Source organism: Blastococcus saxobsidens DD2 (genome assembly GCF_000284015.1).
GTDB lineage: Bacteria > Actinomycetota > Actinomycetes > Mycobacteriales > Geodermatophilaceae > Blastococcus > Blastococcus saxobsidens_A.
This window is the reverse complement of the sequence record NC_016943.1, coordinates 934140-952253: the sequence shown is the minus strand read 5'-3', so window position 1 is coordinate 952253 and position 18114 is coordinate 934140. Positions and strand designations below refer to the sequence as shown.

The following is an 18114-nucleotide window of genomic DNA, read 5'->3' as shown; positions in this document are numbered from 1 at the left end:
GTAGACGGACGCGTCCGTTCCGGTCCATCGGCGCCTGTGGAAACCCCCGGTAGCGGGTCACCCGCACGGGCGGCCGGAGTTCGGGGTGGTCAGAAGGTGAGGACCAGCCGTCCCCGCACCCCGCCCGCCTCCAGGGCCCGGTGGGCGTCGGCCGCCTGCTCGGCGGGGAACGTGCGGGCCACCCGGAGCGTCACCGCGCCGTCCTCCACCTGCCGGCGGAGCCGGTCGAGCGCCGGGCGGTCGGTGGCGACCTTCCGCACCAGCGTCGGGAACACCCGCAGGCCGCGCTCGCCGTTCCCGCGGTAGCCGCGGACCGTGGCCACCGCTCCCCCGTCCCGGACGGCGGGCAGCACCAGCTCGTCCTGCACCGAGCCGTCGGCCAGCCCGTCCACGCCCTCCGGGTGGTGCTGCCGGATCCGGTCGGCGACGTCGCCGCCCCGCCGCACGACGACGTCGGCACCGAGACCGCGGACCAGCTCCTCGTCGGCCTCCGACGCGTCGGCGACGACCGACAGCCCGTCGGCCTTGGCCAGCTGGACCACGTAGCCGCCGAACGCCCCGGCCGCGCCGGTCACCGCGAGCACCTGCCCGGGCTGCAGTCCCATGAGGTCCAGGGCCAGTCGCGCGGTAAGCCCGTTCATCGGCAGCGTCGACGCCTCGACGGCGGTGGCCCCGCGGGGAGCCCGGACGACCGAGTCACCCGGCAGCACCTTGTCCTCGCGGTAGGCGCCGAACGGGCCGAACGGGACGACGATGCCCATGGCGAGGTCGCCGACGGCGAGGTGGTCGACGCCCTCGCCGACCTCGCTGACCACGCCGGCGACGTCCATGCCCGGGACCCACGGCGGGGTCTTCACCGGATCCCGGTCGGCGTAGGCGCCGGAGCGGGCGTGGGTGTCGGTGGGGCTCACGGCGGCGGCCTCCACGCGCAGCCGCACCTGGCCCGGTCCGAGCGGCTCCGGCTCCACGTCGACGATGCGCAGGGCCTCGGGCCCACCCAACTCGGTCACTCCCACGGCACGCATGCGCCCTGCCTAGCACGGAGCGGTAGCCGGCGCGTCGCGCGTGTCGCCGGAATAGCGCCCGGGGCCGGGGCGCTGGTGCACCCATCCCCGGCACGAACCCCGAGAGGTCGCACATGCCTGCTCCGCCGCAGGAACCCGCTCGGCACACCGACAGCCAGGAGCCGGCGGCCGCCGGCTCACCGCGCCGCCGGCGGGTGCCGCTCCGGCTGATCGCCGCCGGCGCCGGCGTCGCCCTGCTGGTCCCCGTCGCCTCACAGGTCGCCGAGTGGGTCTCCGGGTTCGAGAATCCGCTCGAGCAGCGGGTGATCGACCGCAGCACCGCGCCGCTGCTGCTGGCCCTCGAGGACCTGCAGGAGTTCCACGCCGCGAAGGCCACCTTCCAGGTCGTCATCGACCGGGAGAAGGACACTCGGTTCGTCCCGTCGGCGATCAGCGGGGAGCGGGTCAGCTTCCTGGCCACCGGCACCGCCGACGCCTCCGTCGACTTCGACGTCCTGGCGGGGAGTGGCGTGACGCTGTCCCCGGACGGCACGTCGGCCGAGATCGTTCTCCCGGCCCCGCGGATCGGCGAGGTCCGGATCGATCCGGACAGCAGCCGGGTCCTCGACCGCGACCGCGGCGCACTGGACCGGGTCGGTGCGGTGTTCGCCGAGAACCCCTCCGACGACGGCGAGCTCTACGCGTTGGCCGAGCGCCGGCTGGCGGTGGCCGCCGCTGAGAGCGACCTCCTCGACCGCGCGGAACGGAACACCCGCGCCATGCTGACCGGCCTGGCCCGGTCCCTCGGTGTCGACCGGGTCGACGTCCGCTTCGAGCCCGCACCGGGCGACGCGGGCTGAGCCGCCCACCGTCGGCCGTCCCTGGGAGTCGCCGGACCGGCGGACCCTTTCCCGGCACAGTCCGTCTCTGCCCAGTGCGGCTGGGCAGAGACGGACTGTCCGTGGAACCTGCTACGGTCCGGCCTCGGCTCTCGGTCCGGGTCCGGGCTCAGCCCTTGAGCTTGTAGGTCTTGAGCAGACCCCGGCTGATGATCGTCTTCTGGATCTCGCTGGTGCCCTCGCCGATGAGCAGGAACGGCGCCTCGCGCATGAGCCGCTCGATCTCGTACTCCTTGGAGTAGCCGTAGCCGCCGTGGATGCGGAAGGACTGCGTGGTCACCTCGGCGCAGTACTCGCTGGCGATCAGCTTGGCCATGCCGGCCTCGACGTCGTTGCGCTTGCCGGCGTCCTTGAGCCGGGCGGCGTTGACCATCATCAGGTGGGCGGCCTCGACCTTGGTGGCCATCTCGGCCAGCTGGAAGGCGATCGCCTGGTGCTGGGCGATCGGCTTGCCGAAGGTCTCCCGCTGCTGGGCGTAGGCGACGGCGAGCTCGAAGGCACGGATGGAGATGCCGCAGGCACGCGCGGCGACGTTCACCCGGCCGACCTCGACGCCGTCCATCATCTGCGCGAAGCCCCGGCCGGGGTCCCCGCCGAGGATGTCCGACGCCTGGGCCCGGTAGCCGTCGAACACCAGCTCGGTGGTGTCGACGCCCTTGTAGCCCATCTTGTCGATCTTGCCGGGGATGGTGAGCCCGGGCTCGACCTCGCCGAAGCCGGCCGGCTTCTCGACGAGGAAGGTCGTCAGGTTCTGGTGGGCCTTCTCGGCGCCCTCGTCGGTGCGCACGAGGGCGGCGACCAGCGTCGAGCTGCCGCCGTTGGTCAGCCACATCTTCTGGCCGTCGATGACGTAGCCGCCGTCGGCCTGCTTGACCGCCTTGGTGCGGATGCCGGCGACGTCGGAGCCCAGCCCCGGCTCGGACATCGAGAACGCGCCGCGCACCTCGCCGGTGGCCATGCGGGGCAGGTAGTGCTCCTTCTGCTCCTGCGTGCCGTGCTGCTTGATCATGTACGCGACGATGAAGTGGGTGTTGATGACGCCGGAGACGCTCATCCAGCCGCGGGCGATCTCCTCGACCACGAGCGCGTAGGTCAGCAGCGACTCGCCGAGGCCGCCGTACTCCTCGGGGATCATCAGCCCGAAGATGCCGAGCTCCTTGAGCCCGTCGACGATCTTCTGCGGGTAGATGTCGCCGTGCTCGAGCTCCTGGGCGTTCGGGATGATCTCCCGGTCGACGAAGCTCCGAACGGTCGACAGGATTTCCTGCTGGATGTCGGTCAGGTCAGCGGTCTGGGCCAAACGGGTCAACGGTCCACTCCTTCGGGACTCCGGCGTCCGAGTTACCCGCGAGTATGGAGCACCGCCGGACGAGCTCCGGCGTGTACCTGCTCACGCGGGCCGGCCCGCGTGGTGGAGTACCCCGACCGGCGCCGCCGGACAGGAGGGACGCATGAGCAGCAGGGACGAGAACCTCAACCGGGGCGATCCGCCGCCGGCGCCGGGGGCAGCCCAGACCGGGTACGGCCAGCCGGGGCCGGGCTACCCCCCACCCGGGTACGCCCAGCCGGGCTACCCGCCGTCGGGGTACGGCCCACCGGGCTACCCGCCCGGCTACGGCCGGCCGACGAACACGATGGCGATCCTGGCCCTGGTCATGGCGTTCGTCTTCGCGCCGGCCGGGCTGGTGCTGGGCATCGTCGCGCGCAAGCAGATCCGGCGAACCGGCGAGGAGGGCAGCGGCCTGGCCCTGGCCGGCATCATCATCGGCGGCCTGGTGACGGCGTTCTTCGTGCTGGTCATCGTGCTCTGGATCGTCGCCTTCGCCGCCCTCAGCCAGAGCGGCTCCTTCGGCCCCTGACCCGCCCGGCACCCGCCCGGCACCCGCCCGGCACCCGCCCGGCAAAGGAGGCTAGGCATACGGGATCGCGCCCGGATCCGTATGCATAGCCTCCTTTGCCGGGGGCGGGGTCAGCTCTCCGGCGGCGTGAAGGACGACGTCCGGGACAGGCCGGCGGCCCGGCCCTTGCCGGCGATGACCAGGGCCATCTTGCGGCTGGCCTCGTCGATCATCTCGTCGCCGAGCATCGCCGAGCCCTTCTTGCCACCGGCCTCCGACGTCGCCCAGTCGTACGCGTCGAGGATCAGCTCGGCGTGGTCGTAGTCCTCCTGGGACGGCGCATAGATCTCGTTGGCCGCGTCGATCTGGCCCGGGTGCAGCACCCACTTGCCGTCGAAGCCGAGCATCGCCGAGCGCTTGGCGACCTCCTCGAACGCCGGCACGTCGCGCACCTGAAGAAAGGGGCCGTCGATCGCCTGGACGCCGCGGGCGCGGGCGGCCATGAGGATCTGCATGAGGATGTAGTGGAACGGGTCGCCCGGGTAGTCGGGGTGCAGAGCGCCGACCACCAGCGACTTCATGTTGATGCTGGCCATGAAGTCGGCCGGGCCGAAGATGATCGTCTCGATGCGGTCGCTGGCGAACGCGATGTCGTTGACGTTGATCAGGCCCTGCGCCGTCTCGATCTGCGCCTCGATGCCGATCCGGCCGACCTCGAGGCCGTTGGCCTTCTCGATCTGGGTCAGCAGCATGTCCAGCGCCTTGACCTGGGCGGCGTCCTGGACCTTCGGCAGCATGATGCAGTCGAGCTCGGCGCCGGCCCCACCGACGACCTCGACCACGTCCTGGAAGGTCCACTCCGTCGTCCAGTCGTTCACCCGGACGGTGCGGATCTTGTCGCCCCAGCCGCCCTCGTTCAGCGCCGCGACGATGTTCTTGCGGGCGCCGGGCTTGGCCAGGGGCGCGCACGCGTCCTCGAGGTCCAGGAACACCTGGTCGGCCGGCAGGCCCTTGGCCTTCTCCAGGAACCGGGGGTTGCTGCCGGGAACGGCCAGGTTGGAACGACGGGATCGGAGCTCGGCCACGGGTCCTCCGGGATGGTGGGTGGGTTGACGGTAGAGCTGGGGTGGAGTCGGGACGTTCGGTTACCGGAGGGTAGCGACGACCATTTCCGCCCGCAGAACCGCGTTGATCATCGGCCGACGGCCCCGTCGCAGGGTCCCGGCGCGAGCGTGCGAGTGGTGGGGGATGACGGAGTCCTTCCTCAGGTTCCCGGCTCGACGAGGGTGGTCGGCCGGCTGGCCCGCACCACCAGCGCCACGCCGGCGACGACGAGCACCACCCCGGGCAGGGCCAGCAGCGGCGGGACCTCGCCCAGCAGCACGAGCGCGAACACCAGGGCCCCGGGCACCTCCAGGAGCACTGCGAGGCTCACCACCGTGGGGCCGACGGAGGAGAGCACCAGGTTGAGCAGCGTGTGCCCGAACAGCTGGGCGGAGACGGTGATGACCGCGATCAGCCACCAGTCCCGCGCCTCGAAGCCGGCGAGCGGCGCGTCGACCAGCACCGCCGGCACCGCGATCGCCAGCGCGCAGACCGAGTAGGCGACGACCGCGTACGCCGACGTGGCCAGCCGCTGCCGGGCGCGCGCCCCGGCCAGCACGTAGCCGCCGGCGCAGATCGCCCCGAGGAGGGCGAGGCCGTCACCGGCGAGCGCCTCCAGGCTCACCGTGACGTCCACCCCGACGATCAGCACGACGCCGGCGAACGCGAACAGCAGGCCCCACCAGACCGCGGCCGGCAGCCGCACCCCCGAGATCCGCGCGGCCAGCGCCGTCCAGATCGGCGTGGTGGTGACCAGCGCGACGGATGCGGCGACGGTCGTCATGGACAGGCTCGGGAGCCAGGCCGCGAAGTGGGCGGCGAGGAACATGCCGGCCAGGGCGGAGCTGCGCAGGTCACGCCAGCGCAGCCCGGTCAGGGTCGAACGCTCCCGGGTGAGCAGCACCGGGAGCAGTGCGGCGGCGCCGGCCGCGTTGCGCCAGAACGCGAGCGCCAGCATCGGCGCGGCGACCAGCGTGGTGAGCGGCGCGGACAGGGAGACCCCGATGACGGCGAGCGACAGGAGGGCGACGTCCCGCCCGCCCGGGCGGTGCAGCGCCCAGGCGGACGTCGCATGCCCCTCTTGCAGAGCCCCGCCGCCAGCGTGCGAGTGGCGGGGGGCAGGAGGGCCCTTCACCAGGAGGGAATCCGGATGCGGCCGCCGGCGACCGGGACGACGGCGCCGCGGACGGTCGCGGCCACCGCCTTGCTCCCCGACGCCGTGACGGTGCACTCCAGCACCGAGGGCCGGCCGAGCTTCTCCCCCTGCCGGATCAGGTAGGACGACGTCCCCTCCGGGGCGAGCAACCCGCACTCGACGAGCCACACCCCCGCCCCGAGCGCCGCGGAGCCGGTCGCCGGGTCCTCGCCCCAGCTCAGATCCGCGGCGAAGACCCGCGCGTACGCCGTTCCGGTGTCGGCGTTCCAGGACAGCACCGAGACCCCCTCCCCTACGTCCAGCGCGGCGAGCGCCCGCGGATCGGGCACCGCGCGGTCCACGACCTCCGGCCGCACCGACAGGTACGCGAAGGGCAGTCCGCAGCCGGCGACGTCGACGGGCACCCCGGTGGTGTCGGCGGGCGCCAGCCCCATGGCGGCCGCCAGCAGACCGGGGTCCGGTCCGTCCGAGAGCGTGGGACGGCCGCCGGACAAGGTGGCGCCGTCGGAGTCGACCACCACGTCCAGCACCCCGGCGCCGCACTCCTGGCGCAGCGTCCCGGCGGGCAGCCGCCCGGTCCGGACGAGCGTGTGCGCCGCACCCACGCTCGGGTGACCGGCGAAGGGCAGCTCGGCGAAGGGCGTGAAGATCCGCACCCGGTAGTCGGCGCCGGGCTCGGTGGGCGAGCAGAGGAACGAGGTCTCCGACAGCTGGAACTCGTTGGCCAGCGCCTGGCACTGCGCCGTGGACAGCTCGTCGGCGTCGAACACCACCGCCAGCGGATTGCCGGCGAACGCCCGGGGGGCGAACACGTCGACGACCTCGTAGTCCAGCGCAACCGGGGCAGTCACGGCGCCGACGGTAGCCTTCGCCGAGTCCGAGCGTGCGAGGGCTCGCACAGCCAGAGCCGTGGGTCATGAGGCCGACGAGCTGGGGGCACCTCCCGCTTGCGGGGGACAGCGAGGACTCGAGACCGAGCGTGCGAGGACTCGAGACCGAGCGTGCGAGGTCTCGCAGCGACACAGCCGTGCGGCACGGAGCCGACGAGCGCCAGCGAGGAGGATTCGTGACCACGGTGACGAGGGCCTACGTCTCCCGGCTGGCCGGGCTGACCGTCTTCGACCCCAACGGCGACCGCGTGGGGAAGGTCCGCGACGTCGTCGTCGCCCTGCGGGTGGGCACCGCCTGCCCCCGGGTGCTGGGCCTGGTCGTGGAGGTCGTCGCGCGCCGCCGGATCTTCGTGCCGATGGGCCGGGTCACCGCCATCGACCCGGGTGCGGTGATGCTCGCCTCCGGCACGTTGAACCTCAAGCGCTTCGAGCAGCGGGCCGGCGAGACCCTGGTGCTCGGTGAGCTGCTGGACCGGCAGGTGCGCATCAACGAGTCCGGCCGCCCCGCCCACGTCGTCGACGCCGGCATGGAGCAGACCCGCACCGGCGACTGGCTGCTCACCCGGCTGGCCGTCCAGGAGCCCGGCCGGATCGGCCGCCGCGGGCAGCTGCACCAGCTCGCCTGGGACGAGGTGGCCGGGCTGGCCCTGCCGCAGACCGGGCAGGGCGCCGAGACGCTGATCGCCACCTACCGCGAGCTGAATGCCGCCGACATGGCCCACGCGCTGCAGGAGCTGCCGATCAAGCGGCGGCACGAGGTGGCCGAGGCCATGGACGACGAGCGGCTGGCCGACGTCCTGGGCGAGCTGCCGGAGGCCGAGCAGATCACGATCCTGGGCACCCTCGAGGAGAGCCGCGCGGCCGACGTCCTCGAGGAGATGGACCCGGACGACGCCGCCGACCTGCTGTCGGAGCTGCACGACGTCGACCGGAACCGGCTGCTGGAGCTCATGGAGCCCGACGAGGCCGAGTCGGTGCGGCAGCTGCTCAAGTACTCCGAGGACACCGCCGGCGGGATGATGACCAGCGAGCCGGTGATCCTCGCTCCCGACGCCACGATCGCCGAGGCGCTGGCACGGGTCCGCCAGGAGGAGATCACCCCCGCGCTGGCCAGCCAGGTGTACGTCTGCCGCCCGCCGTCGGCCACGCCCACCGGCCGCTACCTGGGGCTGGCGCACATCCAGCGCCTGCTCCGCGAGCCGCCGTCGACGCTGGTCAGCGGGGTGCTCGACGACCTCGAGCCGCTGCGCCCCGAGGCCCCGCTGGCCGAGGTCACCCGGTACTTCGCCACCTACAACCTCGTGGCCGCGCCGGTCGTCGATGCGCAGGGCCGGCTGGTCGGTGCGGTGAGCGTCGACGACGTCCTCGACCACCTGCTGCCCGACGACTGGCGGGATCGGGCCCGCCGTGGCTGACACGCCGCGGCTCGACGTCCCCAGCGGGGGCGCGCGCCGGTTCGGCAGCTTCCTGCGGCTGAACCCCGACGCGGTGGGCCAGTTCGCCGAGGGCATCGCCCGGTTCCTGGGCACCGGCCGGTTCCTGGCGGTGCAGACGATCCTCGTGGTCGTCTGGATCTCGCTCAACGTCTTCGCCGTGCAGCTGCGCTGGGACCCCTACCCGTTCATCCTGCTGAACCTGGCGTTCTCCACCCAGGCCGCCTACGCCGCGCCGCTGATCCTGCTGGCGCAGAACCGGCAGGCCGACCGCGACCGCGTGCAGGCCGAGGAGGACCGCGCCCGGGCCACCCAGACCCGCGCGGACACCGAGTACCTGGCCCGCGAGCTCGCCGCGCTGCGCGTGGCCATCGGCGAGCTGGCCACCCGCGACTTCATCCGCGGCGAGCTGAACCGGATCTCCAGCGACGACGGCGAGGAACGGCGCGACAAGCCGCGCCGGCGCGACCCGGTGAGCGGCTGAGGCCGGTCCGTCGGCCGACCGATCGGTGTGCGCGGATGGGCAGTTCGTCTCACGAACTGCCCGTCAGCGCACACCGTCGACCGCGGCAGCCGACCCGCCGTCAGCCGGTGAGCACGTGCACCAGCGCACCGGCCGCCCCGGCGAGGACCAGCACCACGATGAACGGCGCCCGCAGCGCCAGGGCCAGCGCGGCGACGGCGAGCCCGGCCAGCCGCCCGTCCAGCACGATCTCGTCGCCGCTGGTCAGCCCCTGCACCACCACGAGCGCCGCGAGCAGCGCCGCCGGCACGAAGTCGACGACGCGGGCGACCCATGGCTGCTCCACCCACGAGGCGGGCACCGACAACCCGGCCAGCTTCAGCAGGTAGCAGCCGACCGACGCGACCAGCACCGCCGTCCAGGTGGCGCTCACGCGACGGCCCTCCGCGGGCGCCCGGCCAGCGCCACCGCCACCACCGCGGCGATCACCTGGACCCCCGGCGGTACGAACGGGGTCAGCGCGAGCGCGACCACAGCTCCGCCCAGCGCCACCCGGAGCTGCACCCTCGGCTCGGCGAAGCCGCGCCGCAGCCGCGGCCACAGGAGCGCGAGGAACGCCGCCGGCACCACCGAGTCCAGCGCCGCCGCCGCGGCCCCGCCGAGGCCGGAGGCCCCGAGCACCCCCACCAGGGTCATCGCGTTCCAGCCGAGATAGATGGTGGCCCCGGTAGCCCAGAAGGCCAGCCGGCCCAGCTCCCGGTCCGGCGCGGCGACGGCCATCGCCGTCGTCTCGTCGATCACCCAGTGGGCTGCACCACCCCGCCGCAGCGGCCCGCGCGGCGCCAGCAGCGGAGCCATCCGGACGCCGTAGACGGTGTTGCGGACGCCCAGGAGGAGTGCGCTGCCGACGGCCGCCGGCGCGCTGCCGCCGGCGCCGAGCACGCCGACCAGCGCGAACTGCGACGCACCGGTGAACATCAGCGCCGAGAGCGTCATCGCCTGCCAGACGTCGAGTCCGGCCGCGTCGGCGGCGGCCCCGAACGCGATCCCGTAGAGGCCGACCGCGAGCCCCAGTCCAACGGCGTCGCGCAGGGTCTCGGAGCGGTCGGGCGGCACGGTGCCGACCCTAGGACGCCGTCGCCTGAGCGAGAGATCACCCTCCGGCGACAGGACCGTGACCTCGCCCGCCGTACAGTGGCAGACGACCGATCGCGCGCGGGTCGCCGCTCCGACCGCCGACCGCCGGACGCCGGTCCCCCGTCGAAGGAGACAAGCGAACACGATGTCCGACCAGCTGACCGGCACGCCGGCGCTCGACGCCGTCAACGCCGCTCTGGCCACCGTCCAGGACCCCGAGATCAACCGCCCGCTCCCCGAGCTCGGCATGATCAAGGACGTGCGGATCGGGCCGGACGGCTCCGTCGCCGTCGAGGTCTACCTCACCGTCGCCGGCTGCCCGATGCGGGAGACGATCACCACCCGGGTCACCCAGGCCGTGTCCGCCGTCCCCGGTGTCACCTCGGTCCAGGTCGCGCTCGACGTGATGAGCGACGAGCAGCGCAGCGAGCTGCGCAAGACCGTCCGCGGATCCGACGCCGCCGAGCCGGTGATCCCCTTCGCCCAGCCGGGCTCGCTGACCCGCGTCTACGCGGTCGCCTCCGGCAAGGGCGGCGTGGGCAAGTCCTCGGTGACGGTCAACCTCGCCGCCGCGCTGGCCAAGCGCGGCCTGGCGGTCGGCGTGGTCGACGCCGACATCTACGGCCACTCGGTGCCCCGCATGCTGGGCGTGGACGACAAGCCCACCCAGGTCGACAACATGATCATGCCGCCGCAGTCGATGGGCGTGAAGGTCATCTCGATCGGCATGTTCACCCCCGGCAACACCCCGGTCGTGTGGCGCGGGCCGATGCTGCACCGCGCGCTGCAGCAGTTCCTCGCCGATGTCTGGTGGGGCGACCTCGACGTCCTGCTCATGGACCTCCCGCCGGGCACCGGTGACGTCGCGATCTCGGTGGCCCAGCTGGTGCCGAACGCCGAGATCCTCGTGGTGACGACGCCGCAGCTCGCCGCCGCAGAGGTGGCCGAGCGGGCCGGGGCGATCGCCACCCAGACCCACCAGCAGGTGGTCGGCGTGGTCGAGAACATGTCCTGGCTGGAGCTGCCCGACGGCTCGCGCATGGAGATCTTCGGCTCCGGTGGTGGCGAGGCGGTCTCCGACGCACTGACCAGGACCCTGGGCGCCCGCGTCCCCCTGCTCGGTCAGATCCCGCTCGACACCCGGCTGCGCGAGTCCGGCGACGCCGGTGCCCCGATCGTGCTTTCCGAGCCCGACTCCCCGGCCGCCCAGGCGCTGGAGAAGATCGCCGACGGGCTCGCCGTGCGCCAGCGCGGGCTGTCCGGCATGTCCCTGGGCCTCACCCCCGTAAAGCACTGAATACTCGCTCCGGCGAGCGGGGGCCGGAGGCTCCCCGAGCCGGGGCGAGCATGCGCTTTGTCGCGACGAGCGGGGGGCCGAAGGCTCCCCCGAGGAGTGACGGCAGCGGCTCAGCGCCACGGGGGACGGCACGTAGTCGCGGCGTCGTCCGGAGGACGACAGATCACGTGGCGTCGACGTCGAAGGGCGGGGGCACGCTGCGGTCGCGCGGGCGGGCCGCGACCGAGGCGGCGGTGCTGCCGTGGTGCACGACCGGGTTCTCCTCGTCGTCACCGAGCAGGTGCGTCCGGACGAACGTCCTCGGGTGGTACTTCCGGAGGTCGAGGTCGCGCAGGTCGGCGAAGTCGTCGCCGAGGGACTCGTTGACCTGCTCCCGGACACCGGTGATGGCGGTCCGCACCTTCTTCAGCCCGCTGGCGGCGTCCTTGGCCAGGTCGGGCAGGCGCTCGGGACCGAAGATGAACAGCGCGGCGAGCGCGACGACGAAGAGCTCGGGCCAGCCGATCGAGTTGAACACCGCCGCCCCCTTCCCCGGTCCGCCTGCGCGCGCTCACCGCCAAGCGTAGTCAGCACACCCCTTGTTCCCGCCTACGCGAGCTCGCGGCGTGCTGCGGCAAGGATCCTCAGGCCGCGCCGAGCGTCGCCTGGACCGTCCGGGAACTGCCGCCGCGGATCAGCTCGATCACGACCTCCTCGCCCGGCTGCCGGGCGTCTACCGCAACGGCCAGCTCCTCGGAGCTGCCGACCGGGGTGTCGTCGACCGCGATGATGATGTCCTCCTCGCGGATGCCGGCCTGCGCCGCGGCGCTCCCCGGCTCGATGTTGACCACCAGCGCGCCGTCCCGCGTCCCGTCGGTCACCGACCGGGCGTTGACGCCGAGCGCGGCGTGCACGGCCGTGCCGGTGGAGATCAGCTGCTCGGTGATCCGCTTGACCGTGTCGATGGGGATGGCGAAGCCCAGGCCGATCGAGCCACCACCCATGCCGCTCGACGCGATGGCGGTGTTGATGCCGACGAGCGCCCCGGTGGCGTCCACCAGCGCACCGCCGGAGTTGCCCGGGTTGATGGGCGCGTCGGTCTGGACGGCGCTGATCACGGCGTTGGTGTCGGTGCCCTGACCGGACAGCCGGACGGGCCGGTTCAGCGCGCTGACGATGCCGCTGGTGACGGTGCCGGCCAGGCCGAGCGGGGAGCCGATGGCGACCACGGGGTCGCCGACGACGACGTCGTCGGAGCGGCCCAGGGACGCGGTCACCAGGCCGGGCTTCTCCACCTTGATCACGGCGAGGTCGCTGGCCGGGTCACGGCCGACGATGCGCGCCGCGGATCCGCTGCCGTCGGAGAACACCGCCCGGATCTCGGCCCCCTCGACGCCGTCGGCGCCGGAGATGACGTGGTTGTTCGTGACGATGTAGCCGTTCTCGCCGTCGATCACGACCCCGGAGCCGGTGGCGCCCGCCTGCCCCACGCGGACCTCGATGGAGACCACCGCCGGCATGACGGCGTCGGCGATGTCGGAGACCGAGCCCGGTTCCCGGGTGATGCCCGGGTCCACCTGCGACAGGGTCGTCCCCGGGCTGAACAGCGGGGTCTCGTCGGCCGTGCGGGTCAGGTACCAGCCGACGCCACCGCCCACCACGCCGACCACCAGCAGGCCGAGCACGGCGAGCGTCGTCAGTCGGACCGAGATGTCGCGCAGCCGTACCTTGCGCCGCCCCTGGGCGTCGACGACGACCGGACCGGGCTGGCTCTCCTCGTCGTACACCGCGGGGGCACCGAGGCCCGCCGGTGACGCCGGGTCGCGCCAGGGATCGCTCGGGGCGTCGGCCTTCCACCACGGACCGGTGGCGGTGCGCCGGGCGCCGGTCCGGCCACCCGGCGGCTCCTGGAGCCCGTACCGGCCGGGCGCGGGGGGTCCGAATGCCCGCAGCAGCGCCTCTGGAGGCGGAGGCGGCAGCGGGCGGGGCGCGGGCGGGGGCCGGTCACCGGCGAAGCTGCCGTCGACCTGCTCCGGCCGGCCGAACGCACCGGCCTGTGCCGGCGTGGGCTGCGGGGCCGGCACGGCCCGGGGGGTGAGTCGCTGCACCGCCGCGTCGTCGAAGCCGCCGAGCCGCCCCGCGGGACGCGAGTAGCCGGCGTCCCCGGGCACGGCCGGGTCGCGCTCGTGGTCGGTGCTCAAGGGGTGCCGCCCGGGGAGCCGGTGCCGGTCGAGAGGTCGACGGTGACCGTCCGCACGACGGGAGGGGCGATCTCGGTGTGCTGCTCGGGCTGCGGGCGGTCCGCCGCGGGCGCGGGGGCGGCATCGGCCGGCAGCGTCAGCGCCAGTGCGGCGACCCCGGCGCCCAGACCGGCGAGCGTGCCGGCCACGCCGCGGCGGAGCCAGCGCGCGCCGAACGGCCCACGGTGCTGCGCACCCTCGCTGAGGTCCAGGGACCAGGAGCCGGTGCTCCCGGTGACGGTCAGTTCCCCCGCGGCGGCGCTCATCGCACCCGTTCCGTCACCGGAACCGGGCACCTCGGCGGTGAAGGGGATGGCGCGCAGGCGCGACATCAGGTCACCGGGGATCGTCACGTCCGCGGATCCGTGCAGGGCCGCCTTCGCCTCCCGCTGCGCCGCCACGGCCATCCGGCAGGCGGCACAGCCGGCGAGGTGCCGGGCTGCCCGTGCCGCCGGACCGGCCGTCAACTCGCCGTCGACCAGCGCGGCGATCGCCTCCTGGGCCAGGTGGCTCTCCGGGATCACGCCCCGACCTCCCCGGCAGCGGCCACGCGTCGCGGCGCCAGATGGGCGAGCGCCTCACGCAACTGCACCCGGCCGCGGTGGATGCGGCTGCGTACGGTGCCCAGCTTGATGCCGAGGGTGGCCGCGATCTCCTCGTAGGTGAGGCCCTCGATGTCGCAGAGCACCACGGCCACGCGGAACTCCGGCGACAGCGCGTCCAGTGCCGCCTGCACCTGCGGATCCAGGTGGGTGTCGGCGTAGACCTGCTCCGGGCTCGGCGCCCGGCCGGGCAGCCGCTCGGTGTCCTCGGGCAGGGCGTCGAACCGGATCCGCTGGCGGCGGCGCACCATGTCCAGGAACAGGTTCGTGGTGATCCGGTGCAGCCAGCCCTCGAACGTGCCCGGCGAGTAGTCGGCCAGCGAGCGGAACACCCGGACGAAGGTCTCCTGCGTCAGGTCCTCGGCGTCCTGCGGGTTGCCCGACAGCCGGTAGGCGAGGCGGTACACCCGGGCGGAGTGGTCACGGACGACCTGCTCCCAGGACGGGGCCACCCAGCTGTCCGCGGCCATGCCGGTGCCCTCGGGCTGCACGGGGGTGGCCTCGGACACGCCACCAGGATCGCAGACGGGGCCCGACGCGCCCTCCCCCGCGTCGACGGGTCGGGCGGACACGGCTCGCTTCAGGCGCACGTCCGGATCAACGAACGACCAGCACACCCGTGTTCCCGCGCACCGCGGCTCCCAGGAGACGCACAGGTACGGCCGCGCATCACGGCCCCGCGCGACCCGGCCACTACCCTCGGCCGGTGATGAGCGCCCAGCAGCCGCCGCCCGGAGGCGGTAACGAGCTGGGCGCCGCCTACGCCGACCGCTTCGCCGCGGAGTCGCCCGAGATGCAGGCGGCGCGGCACCGCACCCATGCCCTGTCCGGCTCGCAACCGGTGGAGCCCCCCGTCGGGGCCGTGCTCGCGGTCCTGGCCGCGACGACCGGGGCCCGCTCGGTGGTGTCCATCGGCAGCGGCGGCGGCCTGGCCGCCCTGTGGCTGCTGCGCGGCATGCGGCCCGACGGCGTCCTCACCGCCCTGGACGGCGATCCCGAGCAGCTGCGGGCGGCGCGCACCGCGCTCGCCGAGGCCCGGGTGCCCGCCAGCCGGGCGCGGCTGATCTTCGGCACCCCCGGCGAGGTCCTCCCCCGACTCTCGCCCGGCGGCTACGACATGGTGTGCTGCGCCGGCCCGCCGCGGGAGTACGCCGAGCACCTGCCGGGGCTGCTCGCCCTGGTGCGGGTGGGCGGCACGCTCACCTGCCACGGGCTGCTCGAGGGCGGCCGGATCGCCGACCGCACCGCGCGGGACCCGCAGACGGTGGCGTGGCGGGAGATCTCCCGCACCATCCGCGACGACGACAGCCTCCTGCCGGCTGTCCTGCCCATCGGTAGCGGGCTGCTCGTCGCCACCAAGCGCGCCTGACCGACCAGGCATAGGAGGCTTTGCCTACGGATTCGGCTCAAGAACCGTAGGTATAGCTTCCTATGCCGGGGGGGGTCAGAGGTAGGCGCGGGTGCCCTTGCCGAGCACGGTGATCCCGCCGGCGCTCACGTGGTAGCGCTCGCGGTCCAGATCGTGGTCGAAGCCGATCCGGGCGCCCGCCGGGACGACGACGTTCTTGTCCAGGATCGCCCGGCGCACGTGCGCGCCCTCACCGATGTATGCGCCGTCCATCACGACGCTGTTCTCGATGCGGGACCCGCGTTCCACCCGGACCCCGGGGGAGATGACCGAGCCGTGCACCGCGCCGCCACCGATGATCGCGCCGGCGCTGACCATCGACTCCTCCGCGCGGCCGCCCAGGACGAACTTCGCCGGCGGGCGCTGCGGCGGCAGCGTGTAGATCGGCCACCGCTCGTTGTAGAGGTTGAAGACCGGCGACACCGACACGAGATCCATGTGGGCGTCGTAGTAGGAGTCGATGGTCCCGACGTCGCGCCAGTAGCCGTGGTCGCGCTCGGTCGCCCCGGGGACCACGTTGGTGGAGAAGTCGTAGACCCACGCCTCACCGGATCCGGCCAGCATCGGCATGATCGAGCCGCCCATGTCGTGCACCGAGTCGGGGTCCTCGGCGTCGGCCCGCAGCGCCTCCAGCAGGGCGTCGGTGCTGAAGACGTAGTTGCCCATGGAGGCGAAGCTCTCCTCCGGCGAATCCGGCAGACCGGGCGGGTCCGCGGGCTTCTCCAGGAATCCGCGCACCTTCCCCGACGCGTCGGAGTCGATGACCCCGAACTCGGTGGCCTCCCGGCGCGGCACCCGCAGGCCGGCGATGGTGACCCCGGCCCCGGTCTGCAGGTGCTGGTCGATCATTTGCGCCGGGTCCATGCGGTACACGTGGTCGGCGCCGAAGACGACGACGATCTCCGGCCGCTCGTCGTAGATCAGGTTCAGGCTCTGGAAGATCGCGTCGGCGCTGCCGGTGTACCAGCGCGGGCCGAGCCGCTGCTGGGCCGGTACCGGGGTGATGTAGTTGCCGAGCAGCTGGGACATCCGCCAGGTCTGGGTGATGTGCCGGTCGAGGCTGTGGCTCTTGTACTGGGTCAGGACGGCGATCTGCCGGACGTCGCCGTTCACCAGGTTGGAGAGCACGAAGTCGATGAGCCGGTAGTTGCCCCCGAAGGGGACTGCCGGCTTGGCGCGGTCCTGGGTCAGCGGGGACAGCCGCTTTCCCTCACCGCCCGCCAGGACGATGCCGAGCACCCGTGGACCGCCGCGCATGGACAGCACCGTATCCGCTGGCGGGACCGGCGGCGCCCTGCGTGGGCCGCACCCGCCCCCCTAGGGTGACGGCGTGCACATCGGGATCGTCACGCGTGAGTGGCCGCCGGACGTCTACGGCGGGGCCGGGGTGCACGTCGAGCACCTCGTCGCGGCGCTGCGGGCGCTGCCGTCGCCGCCGCAGCTGGACGTCCACTGCTTCGGCGGCCCGCGGAGTCCGGGCACGGCGGGATACGGAGCCACCGGCCACCCGGTGCCGCCCGCGTTGCGCGAGGCCAACGGCGCGCTGCAGGCGCTCGGTGTCGACGTCGAGATCGCCGCCGCCCTCGCCGGCGTGGACCTGGTGCACAGCCACACCTGGTACGCGAACGGCGCGGGGATGCTGGCCGCGCTGGTGCACGGGATCCCGCACGTGGTCACCGCGCACTCGCTGGAGCCGCGGCGCCCGTGGAAGGCCGACCAGCTGGGCGGGGGCTACCGGCTCTCCTCGTGGGTCGAGCGCACCGCCTACCTCGCGGCGGACGCCGTGATCGCGGTCAGCCACGGCATGCGCGCCGACGTCCTCGATGCCTACCCGGACCTCGTCCCGGCCCGCGTGCACGTCGTCGGCAACGGGGTGGACGCCGACGCCTACCGGCCGGTGCACGACCCGGACGTCGTGCGCGGGCTCGGGGTGGACCCCGACCGCCCCTACGCGCTCTTCGTCGGGCGGATCACCCGGCAGAAGGGCGTTCTGCACCTGCTGGCCGCCGCCGAGCAGCTGCCCGCCGACGTCGGCCTGGTGCTCTGCGCGGGCGCCGCCGACACCCCGGGCGAGCGGCAGCAGGTGGCCGACGCGGTCGCCGAGCTGCAGTCCCGCCGCGGCGGAGTGGTGTGGATCGAGACGATGCTGCCCCGTGAGCAGCTGGTGCCGCTGATCAGCGGGGCCACCGTGTTCGTCGTCCCGTCGGTGTACGAGCCCCTCGGCATCGTCAACCTGGAGGCGGCGGCCTGCGGCACCGCCGTCGTCGCCAGCGCCGTGGGCGGCATCCCGGAGGTCGTCGACGACGGCCGCACCGGGCTGCTCGTGCCCTACGACGAGGACGATCCAGCCGGGTTCGCCGCCGGCCTGGCCGCCCGCACCGGCGAGCTGCTGGCCGATCCCCAGCGCGCCGCCGCCATGGGGGCCGCCGGCCGGGAACGCGTGCTCGCCGAGTTCGGCTGGGCCGCCATCGCCCAGCAGACCGTGGCGGTGTACGAGGCGGTCCTCGCCGCCCGCGGTTGAACCGCTGGTACCTTCTGCGCACCGGCTCGTGCCGGCGGCGCAGCAGCAGCGAAGTCCGGTGCGAACCCGGCGCTGTCCCGCAACTGTGATGGTCCCTCGCGGACCTGAGCCAGATCGCCTGCCCTGCGTCCTGCAACCGACCC

General features: G+C 73.6%; 19 protein-coding genes and 1 riboswitch. Of the genes, 7 read left to right on the top strand and 12 right to left on the bottom strand.

Annotated features, from left to right (window positions below):
* Nucleotides 1–89 precede the first annotated feature (89 nt).
* On the bottom strand, nucleotides 90–1025 hold the full coding sequence (locus BLASA_RS04525; RefSeq protein WP_014374841.1) for a quinone oxidoreductase family protein: 936 nt from the start codon (nucleotides 1023–1025) through the stop codon (nucleotides 90–92).
* 113 nt (nucleotides 1026–1138) lie between these two features.
* Between BLASA_RS04525 and BLASA_RS04520 the strand changes: the two genes are divergently transcribed.
* Nucleotides 1139–1864 carry a DUF4230 domain-containing protein gene (locus tag BLASA_RS04520; RefSeq protein ID WP_014374840.1) on the top strand — a complete coding sequence of 242 codons (726 nt, stop codon included), beginning with the start codon at nucleotides 1139–1141 and terminating at the stop codon, nucleotides 1862–1864.
* 148 nt (nucleotides 1865–2012) lie between these two features.
* Here the strand turns inward: BLASA_RS04520 and BLASA_RS04515 are convergent, their stop codons facing one another.
* Nucleotides 2013–3212 carry an acyl-CoA dehydrogenase family protein gene (locus BLASA_RS04515; RefSeq protein WP_014374839.1) on the bottom strand — a complete coding sequence of 400 codons (1200 nt, stop codon included), beginning with the start codon at nucleotides 3210–3212 and terminating at the stop codon, nucleotides 2013–2015.
* 142 nt (nucleotides 3213–3354) lie between these two features.
* On the opposite strand from BLASA_RS04515, the gene BLASA_RS04510 reads away from it, so the two are divergent.
* Entirely contained in the window at nucleotides 3355–3762 is a 408-nt protein-coding gene (locus BLASA_RS04510) for a DUF4190 domain-containing protein (protein ID WP_014374838.1), read from the top strand.
* A gap of 110 nt (nucleotides 3763–3872) precedes the next feature.
* Here the strand turns inward: BLASA_RS04510 and BLASA_RS04505 are convergent, their stop codons facing one another.
* From BLASA_RS04505 to BLASA_RS04495, 3 genes are all read right to left on the bottom strand, one after another.
* Nucleotides 3873–4826, bottom strand: a complete 954-nt coding sequence (locus BLASA_RS04505; protein ID WP_014374837.1) for an HpcH/HpaI aldolase/citrate lyase family protein — start codon at nucleotides 4824–4826, stop codon at nucleotides 3873–3875.
* Nucleotides 4827–5005: 179 nt separating this feature from the next.
* Nucleotides 5006–5980, bottom strand: a complete 975-nt coding sequence (locus BLASA_RS04500; RefSeq protein ID WP_014374836.1) for a DMT family transporter — start codon at nucleotides 5978–5980, stop codon at nucleotides 5006–5008.
* Nucleotides 5977–6852, bottom strand: coding sequence for a PhzF family phenazine biosynthesis protein (locus BLASA_RS04495; RefSeq protein WP_014374835.1), 876 nt, complete (start codon nucleotides 6850–6852; stop codon nucleotides 5977–5979). Before BLASA_RS04495 ends, BLASA_RS04500 begins: the two co-directional genes overlap by 4 nt.
* Nucleotides 6853–7067: 215 nt before the next feature.
* Here BLASA_RS04495 and BLASA_RS04490 point away from each other — a divergent pair, with 215 nt between their 5' ends.
* A complete protein-coding gene (locus tag BLASA_RS04490; RefSeq protein ID WP_014374834.1) occupies nucleotides 7068–8306 on the top strand; it encodes a magnesium transporter MgtE N-terminal domain-containing protein in 1239 nt (412 codons plus the stop codon).
* On the top strand, nucleotides 8299–8808 hold the full coding sequence (locus BLASA_RS04485) for a DUF1003 domain-containing protein (protein WP_014374833.1): 510 nt from the start codon (nucleotides 8299–8301) through the stop codon (nucleotides 8806–8808). The genes BLASA_RS04490 and BLASA_RS04485 overlap by 8 nt, the downstream gene beginning before the upstream one ends.
* Before the next feature lie 100 nt (nucleotides 8809–8908).
* On the opposite strand, the gene BLASA_RS04480 is transcribed toward BLASA_RS04485, so the two are convergent.
* Both BLASA_RS04480 and BLASA_RS04475 read right to left on the bottom strand, forming a co-directional pair.
* The gene (locus tag BLASA_RS04480; protein ID WP_014374832.1) at nucleotides 8909–9220 is read right to left on the bottom strand and encodes an AzlD domain-containing protein; all 312 of its coding nucleotides are present in this window, start codon (nucleotides 9218–9220) and stop codon (nucleotides 8909–8911) included.
* Nucleotides 9217–9903, bottom strand: coding sequence for an AzlC family ABC transporter permease (locus BLASA_RS04475; RefSeq protein WP_014374831.1), 687 nt, complete (start codon nucleotides 9901–9903; stop codon nucleotides 9217–9219). Before BLASA_RS04475 ends, BLASA_RS04480 begins: the two co-directional genes overlap by 4 nt.
* A gap of 166 nt (nucleotides 9904–10069) precedes the next feature.
* On the opposite strand from BLASA_RS04475, the gene BLASA_RS04470 reads away from it, so the two are divergent.
* Entirely contained in the window at nucleotides 10070–11221 is a 1152-nt protein-coding gene (locus BLASA_RS04470) for an Mrp/NBP35 family ATP-binding protein (RefSeq protein WP_014374830.1), read from the top strand.
* A 163-nt stretch (nucleotides 11222–11384) separates the two neighbouring features.
* Here the strand turns inward: BLASA_RS04470 and BLASA_RS04465 are convergent, their stop codons facing one another.
* From BLASA_RS04465 to sigE, 4 genes are all read right to left on the bottom strand, one after another.
* Nucleotides 11385–11738: a twin-arginine translocase TatA/TatE family subunit gene (locus BLASA_RS04465; RefSeq protein ID WP_014374829.1), complete on the bottom strand. Its 354-nt coding sequence runs from the start codon at nucleotides 11736–11738 to the stop codon at nucleotides 11385–11387.
* 106 nt (nucleotides 11739–11844) lie between these two features.
* Nucleotides 11845–13401, bottom strand: coding sequence for a S1C family serine protease (locus BLASA_RS04460; protein WP_014374828.1), 1557 nt, complete (start codon nucleotides 13399–13401; stop codon nucleotides 11845–11847).
* Nucleotides 13398–13964, bottom strand: a complete 567-nt coding sequence (locus tag BLASA_RS04455; RefSeq protein ID WP_014374827.1) for an anti-sigma factor family protein — start codon at nucleotides 13962–13964, stop codon at nucleotides 13398–13400. The genes BLASA_RS04460 and BLASA_RS04455 overlap by 4 nt, the downstream gene beginning before the upstream one ends.
* Entirely contained in the window at nucleotides 13961–14551 is a 591-nt protein-coding gene (gene sigE / locus BLASA_RS04450) for an RNA polymerase sigma factor SigE (protein ID WP_014374826.1), read from the bottom strand. Before sigE ends, BLASA_RS04455 begins: the two co-directional genes overlap by 4 nt.
* Nucleotides 14552–14751: 200 nt before the next feature.
* On the opposite strand from sigE, the gene BLASA_RS04445 reads away from it, so the two are divergent.
* The gene (locus BLASA_RS04445) at nucleotides 14752–15411 is read left to right on the top strand and encodes an O-methyltransferase (protein WP_051004826.1); all 660 of its coding nucleotides are present in this window, start codon (nucleotides 14752–14754) and stop codon (nucleotides 15409–15411) included.
* A gap of 75 nt (nucleotides 15412–15486) precedes the next feature.
* On the opposite strand, the gene glgC is transcribed toward BLASA_RS04445, so the two are convergent.
* A complete protein-coding gene (gene glgC / locus BLASA_RS04440) occupies nucleotides 15487–16707 on the bottom strand; it encodes a glucose-1-phosphate adenylyltransferase (RefSeq protein WP_014374824.1) in 1221 nt (406 codons plus the stop codon).
* Between the two features lie 73 nt (nucleotides 16708–16780).
* On the opposite strand from glgC, the gene glgA reads away from it, so the two are divergent.
* On the top strand, nucleotides 16781–17971 hold the full coding sequence (gene glgA, locus BLASA_RS04435; protein ID WP_014374823.1) for a glycogen synthase: 1191 nt from the start codon (nucleotides 16781–16783) through the stop codon (nucleotides 17969–17971).
* Nucleotides 17971–18112, top strand: a riboswitch (cobalamin riboswitch). Its footprint overlaps the gene before it by 1 nt.
* Nucleotides 18113–18114: the final 2 nt, after the last annotated feature.

What these genes read in the sequence shown, in the direction of transcription:
- BLASA_RS04525 (WP_014374841.1), bottom strand. Translation starts at nt 1,025, where the DNA reads ATGCGTGCCGTGGGAGTGACCGAGTTGGGTGGGCCCGAGGCCCTGCGC.
- BLASA_RS04520 (WP_014374840.1), top strand. Translation starts at nt 1,139, where the DNA reads ATGCCTGCTCCGCCGCAGGAACCCGCTCGGCACACCGACAGCCAGGAG.
- BLASA_RS04510 (WP_014374838.1), top strand. Translation starts at nt 3,355, where the DNA reads ATGAGCAGCAGGGACGAGAACCTCAACCGGGGCGATCCGCCGCCGGCG.
- BLASA_RS04470 (WP_014374830.1), top strand. Translation starts at nt 10,070, where the DNA reads ATGTCCGACCAGCTGACCGGCACGCCGGCGCTCGACGCCGTCAACGCC.
- BLASA_RS04445 (WP_051004826.1), top strand. Translation starts at nt 14,752, where the DNA reads ATGAGCGCCCAGCAGCCGCCGCCCGGAGGCGGTAACGAGCTGGGCGCC.
- glgC (WP_014374824.1), bottom strand. Translation starts at nt 16,707, where the DNA reads ATGCGCGGCGGTCCACGGGTGCTCGGCATCGTCCTGGCGGGCGGTGAG.